At 70.0% G+C, this 16,394-nt stretch carries 10 protein-coding genes; 8 read left to right on the forward strand and 2 right to left on the reverse strand.

All coding sequences use genetic code 11. The annotated features are described in order from the left end of the window. The first annotated feature begins 422 nt into the window (after positions 1 to 422). The 7 genes from ybgC (at position 423) to R0232_RS20460 (ending at position 11,446) form a co-directional block, all read left to right on the forward strand. Positions 423 to 872: a tol-pal system-associated acyl-CoA thioesterase gene (gene ybgC / locus R0232_RS20430; protein WP_057594488.1), complete on the forward strand. Its 450-nt coding sequence runs from the start codon at positions 423 to 425 to the stop codon at positions 870 to 872. Further along, positions 869 to 1,588, forward strand: a complete 720-nt coding sequence (gene tolQ / locus R0232_RS20435; RefSeq protein WP_093344331.1) for a protein TolQ — start codon at positions 869 to 871, stop codon at positions 1,586 to 1,588. The genes ybgC and tolQ overlap by 4 nt, the downstream gene beginning before the upstream one ends. Before the next feature lie 16 nt (positions 1,589 to 1,604). Further along, a complete protein-coding gene (locus tag R0232_RS20440; protein ID WP_093344332.1) occupies positions 1,605 to 2,045 on the forward strand; it encodes an ExbD/TolR family protein in 441 nt (146 codons plus the stop codon). 22 nt (positions 2,046 to 2,067) lie between these two features. Then, complete coding sequence (locus R0232_RS20445) at positions 2,068 to 3,024, forward strand: cell envelope integrity protein TolA (protein ID WP_093344334.1); 957 nt, start codon at positions 2,068 to 2,070, stop codon at positions 3,022 to 3,024. A 154-nt stretch (positions 3,025 to 3,178) separates the two neighbouring features. Further along, positions 3,179 to 4,909: a peptidoglycan D,D-transpeptidase FtsI family protein gene (locus R0232_RS20450; protein WP_093344335.1), complete on the forward strand. Its 1,731-nt coding sequence runs from the start codon at positions 3,179 to 3,181 to the stop codon at positions 4,907 to 4,909. A 67-nt stretch (positions 4,910 to 4,976) separates the two neighbouring features. Beyond that, complete coding sequence (locus tag R0232_RS20455; protein WP_431509217.1) at positions 4,977 to 6,230, forward strand: M48 family metalloprotease; 1,254 nt, start codon at positions 4,977 to 4,979, stop codon at positions 6,228 to 6,230. Next, complete coding sequence (locus R0232_RS20460; RefSeq protein WP_431509218.1) at positions 6,227 to 11,446, forward strand: DUF4011 domain-containing protein; 5,220 nt, start codon at positions 6,227 to 6,229, stop codon at positions 11,444 to 11,446. Before R0232_RS20455 ends, R0232_RS20460 begins: the two co-directional genes overlap by 4 nt. Here R0232_RS20460 and R0232_RS20465 read toward each other — a convergent pair. Continuing rightward, positions 11,421 to 11,816 (reverse strand): YgiW/YdeI family stress tolerance OB fold protein, encoded by a 396-nt coding sequence (locus R0232_RS20465; RefSeq protein ID WP_431509219.1) that lies wholly within the window; start codon positions 11,814 to 11,816, stop codon positions 11,421 to 11,423. The two genes, R0232_RS20460 and R0232_RS20465, sit on opposite strands and share 26 nt — an antisense overlap. A gap of 124 nt (positions 11,817 to 11,940) precedes the next feature. Continuing rightward, positions 11,941 to 15,459: a DNA polymerase III subunit alpha gene (dnaE, locus tag R0232_RS20470; RefSeq protein ID WP_431509220.1), complete on the reverse strand. Its 3,519-nt coding sequence runs from the start codon at positions 15,457 to 15,459 to the stop codon at positions 11,941 to 11,943. 129 nt (positions 15,460 to 15,588) lie between these two features. Between dnaE and R0232_RS20475 the strand changes: the two genes are divergently transcribed. Beyond that, on the forward strand, positions 15,589 to 16,383 hold the full coding sequence (locus R0232_RS20475) for a sulfurtransferase (protein WP_431509221.1): 795 nt from the start codon (positions 15,589 to 15,591) through the stop codon (positions 16,381 to 16,383). Positions 16,384 to 16,394: the final 11 nt, after the last annotated feature.

Raw genomic sequence — 16,394 nt, forward strand, 5'->3', positions numbered from 1 at the left:
TTCTCCTGCGCTCCTCGGCACAGCCAGAGGGGACTAGGGTCAACGCGCCGTGGCGCGTCCTTGTGTGGGGTGTGTTGGCGCGTAGGCCTTGGATCTTTCACTGAGGCCGAGCGAAGCGACGGCCCGTTGGATCTGCTGGGCCGAGCGCAGCGATGGCCCGAACCACTCCCCTCTGGCTGCGCCGAGGAGCGCAGCGTTTCGCGGATCAGGACTCGCAGCTGTTTGAGCGAAGCGAGTTCTGCGAGACCCCGCGAAACGCGAGCACCGCAGGTTGCCCGTAGCGAAGCGGAGGGTCGCAGACAGTGGGGTCGCCTTTTCTTTGGTTACTTTCTTTTGGCGAGACAAAAGAAAGTGACTGCGCCGCCGGGCGCACATCCCGGCTCCGCTCTCCGCAGAGAGCAGACCGCATGAGCACCCAAGACATGACTTACGAGTTCCCCCTACGCGTCTACTGGGAAGACACCGACGCCGGCGGCATCGTCTTCTACGCCAACTACCTCAAGTTCATGGAACGCGGCCGCACCGAATGGCTCCGCTCCCTGGGCGTCGAGCAGCACAAGCTGCGCAACGAAACAGGCGGCCAGTTCGTCGTCAGCGAGACCCAGATCAAATACCACCGCCCCGCCCGCCTCGACGACCAGCTCATCGTCACCGCCGACCTGCGCCAGATGGGCTCCGCCTCACTGATAATCGCGCAGACCGTGCTGCTGAAGCCGGAGCAGGCGGGCGCCACCCCCACCCTGCTGTGCGAAGGCACGATCCGCATCGGCTGGGTCGACGCCGCCAGCCTGCGCCCGGCACGGATTCCGGCGCAGGTTTCGGGAACCCTCGAACGCTATCGCGGCTCCATGACTCAACCCTTCAAGCCATGAATCAAGATCTCTCCATCATCAATCTCCTGCTCCATGCCAGTTTCATGGTGCAAGCGGTCGTGCTCCTCCTGGTGATCGTCTCGATCGCGAGCTGGGCCGCGATCATCCGCAAGTACTTCGCACTCAAGCGCATGCGCGCGCTCAACGACGACTTCGAACGCGAGTTCTGGTCGGGCACCAGCCTCAACGAGCTGTTCGCCTCGGCGGCGCAGAACGCCAAGTTCGCCGGCCCCATGGAACGCATCTTCGCCTCGGGCATGCGCGAGTACCAGAAGCTGCGCGAACGCCACGTGAGCGACGCGCCCACGCTGCTCGACGGCGCGCGCCGCGCGATGCGCGCGAGCTTCCAGCGCGAGCTCGACGCGGCCGAACAGAACCTGTCCTTCCTCGCCACCGTCGGCTCGGTCTCGCCCTACGTCGGCCTGTTCGGCACGGTCTGGGGGATCATGCATGCCTTCACCGGCCTGGCCGCGCTGACCCAGGTCACGCTCGCCACCGTGGCGCCCGGCATCGCCGAAGCGCTGGTGGCCACCGCCATCGGCCTGTTCGCCGCCATCCCGGCCGTGGTGGGCTACAACCGCTTCGCGCGCGAGATCGACAAGATCGCGATCGCCCTGGAGACCTACATCGAGGAGTTCTCGAACATCCTCCAGCGCAACCTGTCCTCCAACCCGTCCGCGGCGGCCCCGGCGGGCCCCTCGGCCACCAACCGCTGAACCGGAGCGCGCACGCATGCCCGCCGTTTCGTCCCGCGGCCGCGGTCGCCGCACGATCAACGAGATCAACATGGTCCCGTTCATCGACGTGATGCTGGTGCTGCTGATCATCTTCATGGTCACCGCGCCGCTGATCACGCCGAGCGTGATCAACCTGCCCACGGTCGACCGCGCCAACAAGCAGCCCGACAAGCCGATCGAGATCGTCATCAAGAGCGACGACGAGGTCCAGGTCAAGAAGGATCCCTCCCAGGGCACCGGCGGCGCCTCGGTGCCGATGACGCAGATCGGCAGCATCGCCAAGGCCGCGCAGAACGGCGACGACCAGCGCCCGGTGGTCATCAGCGCCGACAAGTCGGTCAAGTACGAGACCGTGGTGAAGGCCATGAACCAGCTCAAGCGCGCCGGCATCGAGCGCGTGGGCCTGTCGGTCCAGACCACCAACGCCAAGCCGTAGCGCCAGCCGGACCCCGAAACGCATGTCACTTGCCCTCGATCGCCCCGAGTTCGCGCCGCCGCCGCAGCGCGGCACGCCGCGCGCCGTGGTGCTCGCCCTGATCGCGCACGCGCTGCTGATCGCCGCGCTGACCTGGGGCGTGCGCTGGAAGAGCGAAGGCGACGACGACGCGGTGGAAGCCGAGCTGTGGTCGCCCACGCAGCAGGTGGCCGCGCCGCGCATCGCCAACCCGCCGCCGGCCCCCGAGCCCACGCCCGCACCGCCGCCTCCCCCGCCCCCGCCGCCGCCTCCCCAGGCCGTGCGGCCCGATCCCACGCCGGCGCCCAAGGCGCCCGACATCGCGCTCGAGCGCGAGAAAAAACTGCGCGAGGAAAAGGAACAGCGCGAGCGCGAACAGGAACAGCAGCGCCAGCAGGAAAAGAAGCGCCAGGAAGCCCAGGCCAAGAAGGAAAAGGACCAGCTCGAGGCCAAGAAGCGCGAGGAAGACCGCCAGAAGGAACTGCAGCAGCAGAAGCAGGCCGAGCAGCAGAAGCTCGCGGAACAGAAGAAGCGCGACGACGCCAAGAAGCTCGAGCAGCAGAAGGCGCAGCTCGACAAGGACCGCCAGGACAACCTGCGCCGCCTGATGGGCCAGGCCGGCTCCACGGCCGAGCAGACCACCGGTCCGCGCTCGGGCAAGGGCGCGGGCAGCGGCGGGCCGTCGGCCGGCTACTTCGGCCGCGTGGCCGCGCTGATCAAGCGCAACGTGGTGTTCGATCCGAACTCGATCAGCGACAACCCCGCGGCCGAGATCCAGATCCAGACCTCGCCCGACGGCACCATCGTCGGCACGCCGCGCCTCGTGAAGTCCAGCGGCAATGCCGCCTGGGACGACGCCGCCCTGCGCGCGGTGCAGAAGACCGAGGTGATGCCGCGCGACGTCGACGGCCGCGTGCCCTCGCCGTTCCCGATCATCAGCGTGCGGCCGAAATCGCAGTGATGCACTGAAGAAGCGAACGGCGCGGGGCCACGGCCCCGCGCCGCCGCTGTCTTAGCGCCGAATGAGCGCGCGCGCCGGCCCGGAACTCGCAGCCTCCGGGCCCCTCTACCGCCCACAACAACACGGCGGGGAAGAGCGCTCCCTCAGAAGAACGATGAAGCCCAACGGACACATCCGGTATGGCAGCAGCCCCCTGCTCGCGAGCAGGACACCGGTCTGGCGCAGCAAGCTCATCGTCGCGGCCGTGGCCTTCGGCTTCCTGCTGCTCGCGGTGCGCGCGGCCTACGTGCAGGTCTTCGACAACGACTTCTTCCAGCACCAGGGCGAGGTGCGCTACCTGCGCACGCTCGAGCTGCCGGCCAACCGCGGCCGCATCCTCGACCGCAACGGACTGATCCTGGCCTCCGACATTCCCGCGCCCAGCATCTGGGCCATTCCCGAGGACATCGAGCGCGACGACCCCGCCGTGCAGGCCCGATTGCGTGAAGCGGCGCGGCTGCTCGGCATGCCGCAGAAGGACTTCGACAAGAAGCTCGAGGACGAGGACAAGAGCTTCGTCTGGATCCGGCGCCAGGTCGACGAGTCGGTCGCCAAGCAGGTGGCCGCGCTCGGCATCAAGGGCCTCTACCTGCGCCGCGACTACCGCCGCCAGTACCCCGAGGGCGAGGCCGCGGCCCACCTGGCCGGCTTCACCAACGTCGAGGACATCGGCCAGGAAGGCGTGGAGCTGGCCTTCGACAAGGACCTGGCCGGCAAGGCCGGCTCGCGCCACGTGCTCAAGGACCGGCTCGGCCACATCGTCGAGGACACCGAGGACCAGGTGCCGCCGACCGACGGGCGCGACATCCAGCTGAGCATCGACGACCGCGTGCAATCGCTGGCCTACGAGAAGATCCGCGACGCCGTGGTCGCGAACAAGGCCCGCGCCGGCAGCGTGGTGGTGGTCGACGCGCGCACCGGCGAGCTGCTGGCGATGGCCAACTACCCGAGCTACAACCCCAACGACCGGCGCAACCTCAGCGGCGAGCAATTGCGCAACCGCGCCATGACCGACGTCTTCGAGCCCGGCTCGACAATGAAGCCGATCACCATCGCGACCGCGCTGCAGCTCGGCCGCGTCACGCCCAAGACCATCATCGACACCAACCCGGGTCGCATCACCGTCTCGGGCGCCACCATCCACGACGACGAGAACTTCGGCGTGCTCACGGTCGAGGGCGTGATCCAGAAGTCGAGCAACGTCGGCGCGACCAAGATCTCGCAGCGCATGTCGGCGCAGGAGATGTGGAACTCGCTGACCGCGGTCGGCCTGGGCCAGAAGCCGCAGACCGTGTTCCCGGGCGCGGTGACCGGGCGGCTGCGGCCGTGGAAGTCGTGGCGGCCGATCGAGCAGGCCACCATGTCCTATGGCTACGGCCTGTCGGCCTCGCTGTTCCAGATCGCCCATGCCTACACCGCCTTCGCGCACGACGGCGAGGTGATCCCGGTCAGCCTGCTGAAGAACGACGGCACGCCGCCCACGGGCGTGCAGGTGTTCTCGCCGCTGGTGGCCAGCGAGGTGCGCCAGATGATGCACCTGGCGGCCGCGCCCGGCGGCACCGCGCCGCTGGCCCAGACCATGGGCTATTCGGTCGGCGGCAAGACCGGCACCGCGCACAAGCAGGTCGGCAAGGGCTATGCCTCCGACAAGTACCGCGCCTGGTACACCGGCATGTCGCCGATCGACAAGCCGCGCATCATCGTCGCGGTGATGGTCGACGAGCCCGGCGCCGGCAAGTACTTCGGCGGGCTGGTGGCCGCGCCGGTGTTCAGCCAGGTGGTGCAGGAGACCCTGCGCATCATGAACGTGCTGCCCGACCTCGCGGTCGCGCCGATGGCGCACTGAGGAAGGACGGCACCGCCACGGTGCTCGTTTAGGATCGTCGGCAACTCTTGTTACCGGCGATCCCGACATGGTCGACTCCTCTCCCGGCGCCCCCTCCCCCACGCTTTCTCCCGTCGGCCTGGCCGACCTGGTGCCGCTGCCCTACCAGCAGGCGCTGGCCGCCCACCTGCAGGCGAACGAACCCGAGGCCTGGCGCTGGGCCGCCTCGGCCGAGGCGCGCGAGGAGCATGCGGCCGCCGTGCGTGCCGAGCTGCTGCGCCAGTCGTACCGGCTCGACGCCGACGCGCATCCCGAGCTGCATGCGCACGCCGTGCTGGTCGCGCAGCGGCTCGGCGTCACGGTGCCGATCACGCTCTACCAGGGCCACGACGGCGCGATGAACGCCGCCATCCACATGCTGCCGGGCGAGGCCCACATCGTGCTCTCGGGCCCGCTGCTCGAGCGGCTGCAGGGGCCCGAGCTGCAGGCCGTGCTCGGCCACGAACTGGCCCACCACCTGCTGTGGACGCGCGACGACGGCCGCCACCTGGTGGTCGACCGGCTGCTGCAGGCGACCGCGGCCGATCCGCGCGCCGACGCGAGCCACCTGCAGACCGCGCGGCGCCACAGCCTCTACACCGAGGCCTTCGCGGACCGCGGCGCCTGCGTGGGCTGCGGCGCGCTCGAGCCCGCGGTGAGCGCGCTGGTCAAGGTGCAGACCGGCCTCGCGCAGGTCCATGCCGCGAGCTACCTGCGCCAGGCCGACGAGATCAGCGCCGGTTCCGATGCGGCCACGCGCGGCACCAGCCATCCCGAGGTCTTCGTGCGCGCCCGCGCGCTGCGGCTGTGGAGCGAGCGCGATCCGCAGGCCGATGCCTGGCTGGCCGGCGCGCTCGAAGGCCCGCTCGAGCTCGGCACGCTCGACGTGCTGGGCCAGGAGCGCGTGGGCGGCCTGACCCGCGCCGTGGTCGCGCGGCTGCTGCGCGAGCCTTTCATGCAGTCCGATCCATTGCTCGCGCATGCGCGGCGCTTCTTCCCGGGCTTCGTGCCCTCGCTGCCGCAGGCCGTCGAACCGCCGCCGCCCGATCCGCTGCCCGTCGGGCTGCACGACTACATGGCCAGCGTGCTGGTCGATTTCGTCGCGGCCGATCACGAGCTCGACGATGCCGCGCTGGCCGCGGCGCTCGCGCTGGCCGAGCCGCTGGGCTGCGCCGCGCCCCTCGAGCAGCGGCTCGCGCAGGACCTCAAGCTGGCCAGGCGCACGCTCGCGCGCGTCAAGCGCGACGCCGCCACGGTGCTCGACAAGGCCCGGGCCCAGCACGCACGGAGCGCCACGGCATGACGGGCATCGCACCGCTGTTGCAATTGCTCGACACCGCCGATGCCCACGGCGGCCTGCAGACCGACGACGTGCTCGCCCTCGCGCTGCCGCTGCTGCGCGAAGTCTCGGCGCTGCACGAGCAGGGCCGGGTCGCCGCGCTGGGCCATGCGATGGCCTACCGCGTGAACGAGGTGCCCGCGCTGGAACTGGCCCAGCCCGCGGGCGCCGAGCCGAAGCGCAACCCGCAGGCGATCGCGCCGCTCGAGCGCCCGGTGGCCTCGGTGCTGCGCGTGGTCGGCGAGGAACGCGTCACCGTCGAGGGCGGCATCGGCGTCGCGCGCGAGAACCTCGAGGTGCTGCCCGAGGCCACGCCCGACACCGTGCCGCAGCGCCCCGCCTACCTGCCCGGCTACGGCGCCTGGGAGCAGCGCTTCGCGCACCACGATGCGCTCAGCGACATGCTGTGCCTGGGCCAGGTGCTCGCCAGCCTGGCCTGCGGGCTCGACTTCACGCAGGGCGAGGAGCTCGCGCGCTTCGCCGAGCACCGCGGCAACCTGTTCGAGATCAACCGCCGGCTGCACCCGGTGCTGGCCGCGGTGATCGTCGAGATGACGGCGCTCGATCGCCACGAGCGCACGCGCGACCTGCCCTCGGTGATCCGCCGCCTCGAGACCTACCGCGACCAGCCGCTGGACCTGGGCCTGGAGCGCCTCGCGAACCCGAAGGACGGCGCGGGCCAGCGCCGCCAGGCGATCCAGCTGCACCTGCGCGACCGGCTGTTCGACCTCTCGCGGCGCAACCGGCTGCTGTACTTCAAGCCCACGCAGGCGCACCTCAACCTCACGGTGGCCAGCGTGCCGCTGGTGGTCGACCTGCAGAGCATCCGCATCGACCAGCTCTGCGTGTGGGACGGCCGCTTCGCCGCCGAGGTCGCGAGCGGCGACCCGGTGCCGCTCGCGCGCTGGCTGCGCTTCGAGGACCAGCCCTACCTGCCCGGTGCGCTCGACCGCATCCTGCAGGAGGCGCGGCGCGACCGCGCCGAGTACGGCCTGTCGCAGCTCTCGCTGGTGATCGCCTTCCTGCGCTGGCACAACCTCAAGGAGGACGCCGACGAGCGCATCGTCTCGCCGCTGCTGATGCTGCCGGTGGAGCTCTCGCGCAAGAAGGGCGTGCGCGACCAGTACCTGCTCGAGGCCGCGGGCCCCGAGGCCCAGGTCAACCCGACGCTGCGCCATCACCTGCGCCAGCTCTACGGCATCGTGCTGCCCGAGAGCATCGACCTGCGCGAGACCTCGATCGAACAGTTCCATGCCGAGCTGGCCGCGCAGATCGCGCGCACCGAGCCCGGCGTGCAGTTGCGGCTGCTGCGGCAACCCGAGATCGCGCTGATCCACCAGCGCGCGCGCCAGCGGCTCGAGCAGTTCAAGCGGCGCGTGCGCGAACGCGCACCCTCGGCCGTGCCCATCGCGGCCACCGACTACAGCTATGCGCAGGACGATTTCCGCCCGCGCGGACTGCAGCTGTTCCATGCCCGCGTGCAGCGCGTGCCGCTGCCGCTGGCCGGCGCGGTGGGCGCGCGCCCGACGCCACGTGCACCACAGATGGCGCCGCAGATGGCGCCCGCCGAGGCCGAGCGCCAGACCTTCGCATTGCGCGAGAACGCCGGCAATCCCTACCAGTGGGACGTGGACCTCACGGCCGTGACGCTCGGCAACTTCAACCACCGCAAGATGTCGCTGGTGCGCGACTACAGCGGGCTGGTCGAATCGGACATGGCGAGCGAGGCCTTCGACCGCGTGTTCTCGCTGCAGCCGCGCCAGGTCGACACCGAGACGCCCGCCGTGCTGCCGCTGGCCGAGCAATGGCCGGTGGTGCAGGCCGACGCGACCCAGACCGCCGCCGTGGCGCTGGCGCGCACCGGGGCCAGCTACATCATCCAGGGGCCGCCGGGCACCGGCAAGTCGCAGACCATCACCAACCTGATCGCCGACTACGTGGGACGCGGCCGCCGCGTGCTCTTCGTCTGCGAGAAGCGCGCCGCGATCGACGTGGTGTTCCACCGCCTGCGCCAGCAGGGGCTGGACGAGCTGTGCTGCATGATCCACGACTCGCAGGGCGACAAGAAGGCCTTCGTGCAGAACCTGCGCCAGACCTACGAGCAATGGCTCGAGGCGCCCTCCACGCTCGAGGCCGAGGGCGGCGAACGCACGCGGCTGCTCGACGCGATGGACCTCGACCTGCGCGCGCTCGAGCGCTTCGACGCCGCGATGCGCGAGGTGCCCGCGCACCTGGCCGTCACGCTGCGCGAGCTGGTGGCGCGGCTGGTCGCGCTCAAGGCCGCCGATCCGAAGCTCACGCCGCTGCAGGCCGAGGCCCTGCCCGACTACGCGGCCTGGCGCCGCCATGGCGATCTGGCCGCGCGGCTGCACCTTGCCGTCACCGAGAGCCTGGGCGCGCCCACGCTCGCGCAGCATCCGTTCGCGCTGCTCGCGCCCGCGCTGCTGCGCCAGCCCAAGCCGCTGGCCGCGCTGGTCGAAGGCTCGGAGCGCGCCGCGGCGCAAAGCGGTGCTTGCCGCGATGCGCTGGTCGAGGCCTGGCCGCCGCTGGCCGAAGCCGGCGTGACATGGCGCGATGCGCTCGCGCTGGTGGCCGACGCGCGCCGCGTCGCGACGCTGGCCGCGCGCGGGCAGCTCGCGCTGCTCGATGCCGCCCATCCCGCGAGCCAGGCGCTGAATGCCGCGCTGGCCGAACGCCGCGGCCTGCAGCAGGCGCTCGACGAGAAGCTGCAGCGCACCGCCCATTGGCGCGACAGGCTCTCGCTCGCCGACACCGAGGCCGGTCTCGCGCAGGCCCGCGCGCAGCAGCACTCGCTGCTGCGCTTCCTCCAGCCCTCGTGGTGGCGGCTGTCGGGCGAACTCAAGCGCCGCTACGACCACGCCGCGCATGCGGTGCGGCCGAAGCCCGCGCAACTGCTCGAGGAACTGCTGGCCGAGCACACGGCCCGCGCCGCGCTGCAGAAGCAGGCCGCGCAATTCGAAGCCGACTACGGCTGCACCGACCCCGAGGCCTACGCGCAGCAGATGCAGGCGCTGCGCGGCCTCGACGATGCCGGCAGCCTGCGCATCGCCTTCCAGGCCCATCTGCGCAGCGCGCCCGGCGCGAGCCGCGACGTCGAACGCCTGGTCGCCGCGGGCTCACGCTGCGACGCGCTCGATGCGCTGTGGCGCGACCTGGTCCACGATCCCGCAGCCATGCCGCTGGCCACGCTCGAAGACCTCGCGCGCACGCTGCACGACCAGGCCGATGCCCTGCCCGCGGTGCTCGCGCCGCTGCAGGAACTCGCCGATGCCGACCCGGCCGTGGCAGCCGCGCTGCGCGGCCTGCCGCTCGCGCCCGAGGCGATCGAATTCGCGGTCGCGCGCGAGGGCCTGGAGCGCGTCTACCGCACCGAGCGCTGGCTGCCGCGCTTCGATGCGGCCGCGCTCGCGCGCCATGCGCAGCGCCTGGGCGATGCCGAGCGCCAGTTGCTCGGCCGCAATGCGCGCACCCTGGCCGCCGCCGTGCGCCAGCGCTTTCGCGACCACGTGCAGAAGAGCGCCCTGCCCGCGAGCCAGCTCGATGCCGAGGGCAAGGCGTTCAAGAAGAGCTACAACGCCGGGCGCCGCGAACTCGAGCACGAGTTCGGCAAGACCATGCGCTACAAGGCGATCCGCGAACTCGCGAGCGGCGAGACCGGCCAGGTGGTGCGCGACATGAAGCCGATCTGGCTCATGAGCCCGCTGTCGGTGTCCGACACGCTGCCGCTCGCGGCCGACCTGTTCGACGTGGTGATCTTCGACGAGGCGAGCCAGATCCCGGTCGAGGAAGCCGTGCCCGCGCTCTACCGCGCGCCGCAGATCATCGTGGTGGGCGACGAGATGCAGCTGCCGCCGACCAGCTTCTTCTCGTCGGGCCGCGATGCCGAGGACCAGACCGTGTCGGTCGAGGACGAGGACAACGAGGGCGACCGCATCGCGGTGGTGCTCGATGCCGACAGCCTGCTGAACCAGGGCGCGCGCAACCTGCCGGCCACCCTGCTGGCCTGGCACTACCGCAGCCGCTACGAGTCGCTGATCGGCTTCTCGAACGCAGCCTTCTACGCCGGCAACCTCTACACCATTCCCGACCGCAGCCTGCCGAGCGAGGAGCGCGCCGAGATCCTGGTGCAGTCGAACGCCGCCTCGGCCGAGTCGGTGGCCGCACAGGCCGATGCACTGCTCTCGCGCGCCATCAGCTTCCACCGCGTGACCGACGCGGTCTACGACAGCCGCCGCAACACCGGCGAGGCGCGCCACATCGCGCAGCTGGTGCGCGAGCTGCTGCGCCGCGGCACCGGGCGCAGCCTCGGCATCGTGGCCTTCTCGGAGGCGCAGCAGGGCGAGATCGAGGCCGAGCTCGACAGCCTCGCCGCGGCCGACGCCGAGTTCGCGGCACGGCTCGAGGCCGAGTACGTGCGCGAGGAGGACGACCAGTTCTGCGGCCTGTTCATCAAGAACCTCGAGAACGTGCAGGGCGACGAGCGCGACATCATCCTGCTGAGCATCTGCTACGGCCCGAATGCCGAGGGCCGCATGCTGATGAACTTCGGGCCGATCAACCAGCGCGGCGGCGAGAAGCGGCTCAACGTGATCTTCAGCCGCGCGCGCCACCACATGGCGGTGGTCTCGACGATCCGCCACGAAGCGATCACCAACGACCACAACGAGGGTGCCGCGGCGCTGAAGAATTTCCTGCGCTATGCCGAATGCCTGTCGCGCGGCGACGATGCCACCGCCACGCGCGTGCTCGAGGGCATGAACCCGCTGACGCGCGGCGCGGCACGGGCGGGCCACGTGCCGGCCGACGCGGTGAGCGTGCAGCTCGCGGCCGCGCTGCGCGCGCGCGGCCATGCGGTGGACGAGCAGGTGGGCCAGTCGCGCTTTCGCTGTGATCTGGCGATCCGTGCCGCTGGCACGGGTTCAGGTGCGGGGGACAGCCACTACGCGCTCGGCATCCTCGTGGACACGGCGGCCCACTACGAGAACCGCAACGTGCTCGAGCGCTATGTCTCGCGCCCGCGGATCCTCGATGCCTTCGGCTGGGAGGTGCGGCAGGTGCTCGCGAAGGACTGGCTGCACGCACCGGAGGCGGTGCTCGACGGGATCGAGCACGCGCTGGTCGAGAAGGGCGCGCTCAGCGCACCACGACCAGCTGCTTGACGTCGAGCTCGGCCTTGTTGCCCACGAGGTCCTTGTCGAACTCGCCGGTGATCTCGACGCGCACCTTGTCGTCGATCCTCACGCCGGGCGGGAAGTACTTGGCGTCGATCTCGACCTTCATGCGGCCGGTGTCGTCGGCGAAGGTGTAGTGCTCGCCGCCGTCGTGCGAGACGATGAAGCCGCGCAAGGTGGCGTGCTGGTCGTCCTTGCCGGTGTCGAGCAATTGCTTGACGGTCATGGCGGGCACCGAGCTCGGGCCGGCGTACTGGGCCAGGCTGCTCAGGGGCAGTGCCAGCGCCAGGGCGGCTGCGGCCAGGAAGGCCTGCTTGATGGATGCGTTGCGGGTGCCGGTGGCGGTCTTGTATGGCATGGCGAATGTTCCTCCTCGAACTTGCCGGTTGAAAACGCGCAGGCGCGAAGCCTGCCCCGGTAAGAAGGCCCGGCCCGCGAGGAGTTCCCGCTATCGCTTTTCGCCGTCCCTGTGCGCCGCGAGGTTACTCGTAGATGACCGCGGCCTTGCCCGCCTCGGCCTGCGCGGTCCAGCTCGCGAGCGCCGCATCGGTCGGGAAGAACTTCGCGCGCTCGCCGAGCTGCAGCTCGACCTGCGCGCCGCCGCGCGCCATCGACAGGCGCACCGGCAGCCCCTGCACCAGCTCGCCATGCTCGCTCTGCTCGGTGCGCGCCGGGAAGTCCTTGAGCAGTCGCGCGATGTCGGGCGCCTTGCCGTTGACCGCCACGCGCAGGAACTTGCCGAAGCGGCAGCGCGCGCTGGCCAGGTCCCAGACCTGCTGCACCTGGAAGCGCGCCTCGAAGCCGCCGCGCGCGGGCTGCAGGCGGCCCGAGACGATCACCAGCTCGTCGTCCTTGAGCGTGTTGCGGTTGGCGTTCATCAGCGCCTCGTCGGCGGTGGCGTCGATCGAATCGGACTTGTCGTCGAGCTTGAAGATAGCGAGCCGGCCGCGCTGGCCGTTGATGACGCGGAAGTCGCTCACGATGCCCGCGATCACCTGCTGGTCGCGGCTGTCGAGCAGGTCGGTGATCTCGCGCTTGCAGAAGCGCCGCACCTCGTGCGAGACCTCGTCGAACAGGTGGCCCGAGAGGTAGAAGCCGACCGCCGTCTTCTCGAAGGTCAGGCGTTCCTTCACCCCCCAGGGCGTGGCGTCGACCAGCTCGGGCTCGGCCGTGGCCGAGCCATGCTCGCTGTCGCCGAAGATGTCGACCTGCGCGGCATTGGCCGCGGTCGCGTTGGCGAATTCGAAGGCGCGGTCGACCGAGGCGATCAGCGAGGCGCGGTTCTGCTGGATGGCATCGAAGGCGCCGGCCTTGATCAGCGCCTCGACCGTGCGCTTGTTGATGCGCTGGCGGTCGATGCGCACGCAGAAGTCGTACAGGCTCTTGAACGGACCGCCCTCCTCGCGCGCGCGCACCACGGCCTCGACCGCGAGCTGGCCCGTGCCCTTGACGGCGCCCAGGCCGTAGCGGATGACCTTGTCGGTGACCGGCTCGAAGCGGTAGTTGCCGCGGTTCACGTCCGGCGGCTCGAAGGTGAGGCCGAAGTTCTTCTGCGCGTCCTCGAACAGCACCTTGAGCTTGTCGGTGTCGTCCATTTCCACCGTCATGTTGGCGCAGAAGAATTCGGCCGTGTAGTGGACCTTGAGCCAGCCCGTGTGATAGGCCAGCAGCGAGTAGGCGGCGGCATGCGACTTGTTGAAGCCGTAGCCCGCGAACTTCTCCATCAGGTCGAAGATCTCGTCGGCCTTGTCCTGCGCGATGCCGTGCGTGCTCAGGGCGCCCGCGCGGAATTTCTCGCGGTGCTCGGCCATCTCCTCGAGCTTCTTCTTGCCCATCGCGCGGCGCAGCAGGTCGGCGCCGCCGAGCGAGTAGCCGCCCAGGATCTGCGCGGTCTGCATCACCTGCTCCTGGTAGACCATGATCCCGTAGGTCTCCGAGAGCATCTGGGCCACGGCCGGGTGCGGATACTCCACGTCCTCGCGGCCGTGCTTGCGCGCCACGAAGCTGGGGATCAGGTCCATCGGGCCCGGACGGTACAGCGCGTTGAGCGCGATCAGGTCCTCGAGCCGGGTCGGCCGCGCATCCTTCAGCATGCCCTGCATGCCGCGCGATTCGAACTGGAACACGGCCTCGGTCTTGCCCTCGGAGAACAGCCGGTAGGTCGGCGCGTCGTTGAGCGGGATGTTCTCGTAGGCGAAGTTCTCGCGGCCCTTGTGCCGCTTCATGATGAACTCGCGCGCGATCTCGAGGATCGTCAGCGTGGCCAGGCCCAGGAAGTCGAACTTCACGAGGCCGATCGCCTCCACGTCGTCCTTGTCGTACTGGCTCACGGCCGAGTCGCTGCCGGGCTGCTGGTAGAGCGGGCAGAAGTCGGTGAGCTTGCCGGGCGCGATCAGCACGCCGCCGGCGTGCATGCCGATGTTGCGGGTCATGCCTTCGAGCTTCTGCGCCAGCTCGACCACGGTCTTGACCTCTTCCTCCTTCTCGAGCCGCTCCGCGAGCTGCGGCTCCATCTCGAGCGCGTAGTTGTTCTTGTCGCCCTCGATCTTCTGCGCCGGCGGGTACTGCAGCGTGACCGACATGCCGGGCTTGTTCGGGATCAGCTTGCTGATGCCGTCGCAGAACATGTAGCTCATGTCGAGCACCCGGCCCACGTCGCGGATGGCCGCGCGCGCGGCCATGGTGCCGAAGGTGGCGATCTGGCTCACGGCGTTGCGGCCGTACTTGTCCTTCACGTAGTCGATCACGCGGTCGCGGTTGCCCTGGCAGAAGTCGATGTCGAAGTCGGGCATCGAGACGCGCTCGGGATTCAGGAAGCGTTCGAACAGCAGGTTGTATTCGAGCGGATCGAGGTCGGTGATCTTCAGCGCATAGGCCACCAGCGAACCCGCGCCCGAGCCCCGGCCCGGGCCGACCGGGCAGCCGTTCTGCTTGGCCCAGTTGATGAAGTCGCCCACGATCAGGAAGTAGCCCGGGAACCCCATCTTCAGGATGGTGTTGATCTCGAACTCGAGCCGCTCGACATAGCGCGGCCGCTGCGCATCGCGCTTGGCCGCGTCGGGGAACAGGTGCTCGAGGCGCTTCTCGAGCCCCTCGAACGATTCCTGGCGGAAGAACTCGTCGATCGGCATGCGCACGCCTTCGCTCACGAAGGGCGTGGGGAAGTCGGGCAGCTGCGGCTTGCCGAGCACCAGCGTCAGGCTGCAGCGCTTGGCGATCTCGACCGTGTTGGCCAGCGCGCTCGGGATGTCGGCGAACAGCGCCTGCATCTCGGCGCTCGACTTGAAGTACTGCTCGGGCGTGAAGCGGCGCACGCGCCGCGGGTTGCCGAGGATCTCGCCCTCGGAGATGCACACGCGCGCCTCGTGCGCCTCGTAGTCCTCGCGCGTGGCGAACTGCACCGGGTGCGTGGCCACCACCGGCAGCCCCAGCCGCGCGGCCAGCTGCACCGCGGCCAGCACGTGCGGCTCGTCCTCGGGACGGCCGGCACGCTGCAGCTCGATGTAGAAGCGGTGCGGGAAGATGCCCGCGAGGCGCAGCGCGAGCTCGGCCGCGCGTTCGCCCTGCCCCGCGGCCAGCGGCGCGCCGAGCGGGCCGGCCTGCGCGCCCGACAGCGCGATCAGCCCGCCCTGCAGTTCCTCCACCCATTCGAGCTTGCAGGCCGCCTGGGCCTGGCCGCGGCCGACGTTCTGCGTCCAGGCGCGTGCCAGCAGCTCCGAGAGGTTGAGGTAGCCCTGCTTGTTCTGCACCAGCAGCACGATGCGCGTGAGCGTCGCGGCATCCTTGCCCATGCCCTCGAGGAAGATCTCGGCGCCGATCACGGGCTTGACGCCCTTGCCGCGCGCTTCCTTGTAGAACTTGATCCCGCCGAACAGGTTGTTGAGATCGGTGATGGCCATCGCGGGCTGCTTGTCGGCAGCGGCGGCCTTGACGACTTCGTCGATGCGGTTGGTGCCGTCGACGACGGAGAACTCGGTGTGCAGGCGCAGGTGAACGAACATCCGTCCATTGTAGGAAGGCGGGCCTCCACGATGTGAGTTGGCGCGGCCCCTATTGACACCCCGGCCGCCAGTGGTTCGGGAGTGCCCGAGTCAGGAACGGGTCAACCTGCGGCGCCTAGAATTCCCGCCGTGCAAGAGACCCAAGAGATATTGAACATCGCGGCCTACAAGTTCGTGGCCATCGACGACGGCCCGGTGCTGCGCGAACGCCTGCTGGAGCGCAGCCGCGCGCTCGGGCTGATGGGCACGATCCTGATCGCGCCCGAGGGTATCAACATGTTTCTGGCCGGCGAGCCCGGCGCGATGGCGGACTTCCTGGCCGGCGTGCGCGCCGATGCGCGCTTCGCCGACCTCGAGACCAAGGACAGCTGGTCGGCCGCCCAGCCGTTCCGGCGCATGCTCGTGAAGCTCAAGCGCGAGATCATCCGCATGGACCATCCCGCGATCCAGCCCGCGGCCGGCCGCGCGCCGGGCGTGGACGCACCCACGCTCAAGCGCTGGCTCGACCAGGGCCACGACGACGCGGGCCGCGAGATCGCGCTGCTCGACACGCGCAATGCCTTCGAGGTCGACCACGGCAGCTTCGAGGGCGCGATCGACTGGCGCATCGAGAAATTCACCGAGTTCCCGCCCGCGCTGCGCGAGCACCGCGCCGAGTTCGCGGGCAAGACGGTGGTGAGCTTCTGCACCGGCGGCATCCGCTGCGAGAAGGCCGCGATCCTGATGCGCGAGGAAGGCGTCGACAACGTGCTGCAGCTCGAGGGCGGCATCCTCAAGTACTTCGAGCTGGTGGGCGGCGCCCACTACCAGGGCGACTGCTTCGTGTTCGACGGCCGCGAGGCGCTCGCGCCCGACCTCAGCGCCCGCGCGGCCAAGGCCAGCGCGCGCGCCGCCGAAGACCCCGATCTCCACAAGAAACGATAGGCCGACCGCCC

It is taken from the genome of Variovorax sp. DAIF25 (assembly GCF_050711835.1).
Lineage (GTDB): Bacteria > Pseudomonadota > Gammaproteobacteria > Burkholderiales > Burkholderiaceae_C > Variovorax.

Excerpts from the sequence above, each read along its gene's own strand:
- ybgC (WP_057594488.1), top strand. The coding sequence starts at position 423 with ATGACTTACGAGTTCCCCCTACGCGTCTACTGGGAAGACACCGACGCC.
- tolQ (WP_093344331.1), top strand. The coding sequence starts at position 869 with ATGAATCAAGATCTCTCCATCATCAATCTCCTGCTCCATGCCAGTTTC.
- R0232_RS20440 (WP_093344332.1), top strand. The coding sequence starts at position 1,605 with ATGCCCGCCGTTTCGTCCCGCGGCCGCGGTCGCCGCACGATCAACGAG.
- R0232_RS20445 (WP_093344334.1), top strand. The coding sequence starts at position 2,068 with ATGTCACTTGCCCTCGATCGCCCCGAGTTCGCGCCGCCGCCGCAGCGC.
- R0232_RS20450 (WP_093344335.1), top strand. The coding sequence starts at position 3,179 with ATGAAGCCCAACGGACACATCCGGTATGGCAGCAGCCCCCTGCTCGCG.
- R0232_RS20455 (WP_431509217.1), top strand. The coding sequence starts at position 4,977 with ATGGTCGACTCCTCTCCCGGCGCCCCCTCCCCCACGCTTTCTCCCGTC.
- R0232_RS20460 (WP_431509218.1), top strand. The coding sequence starts at position 6,227 with ATGACGGGCATCGCACCGCTGTTGCAATTGCTCGACACCGCCGATGCC.
- R0232_RS20465 (WP_431509219.1), bottom strand. The coding sequence starts at position 11,816 with ATGCCATACAAGACCGCCACCGGCACCCGCAACGCATCCATCAAGCAG.
- dnaE (WP_431509220.1), bottom strand. The coding sequence starts at position 15,459 with ATGTTCGTTCACCTGCGCCTGCACACCGAGTTCTCCGTCGTCGACGGC.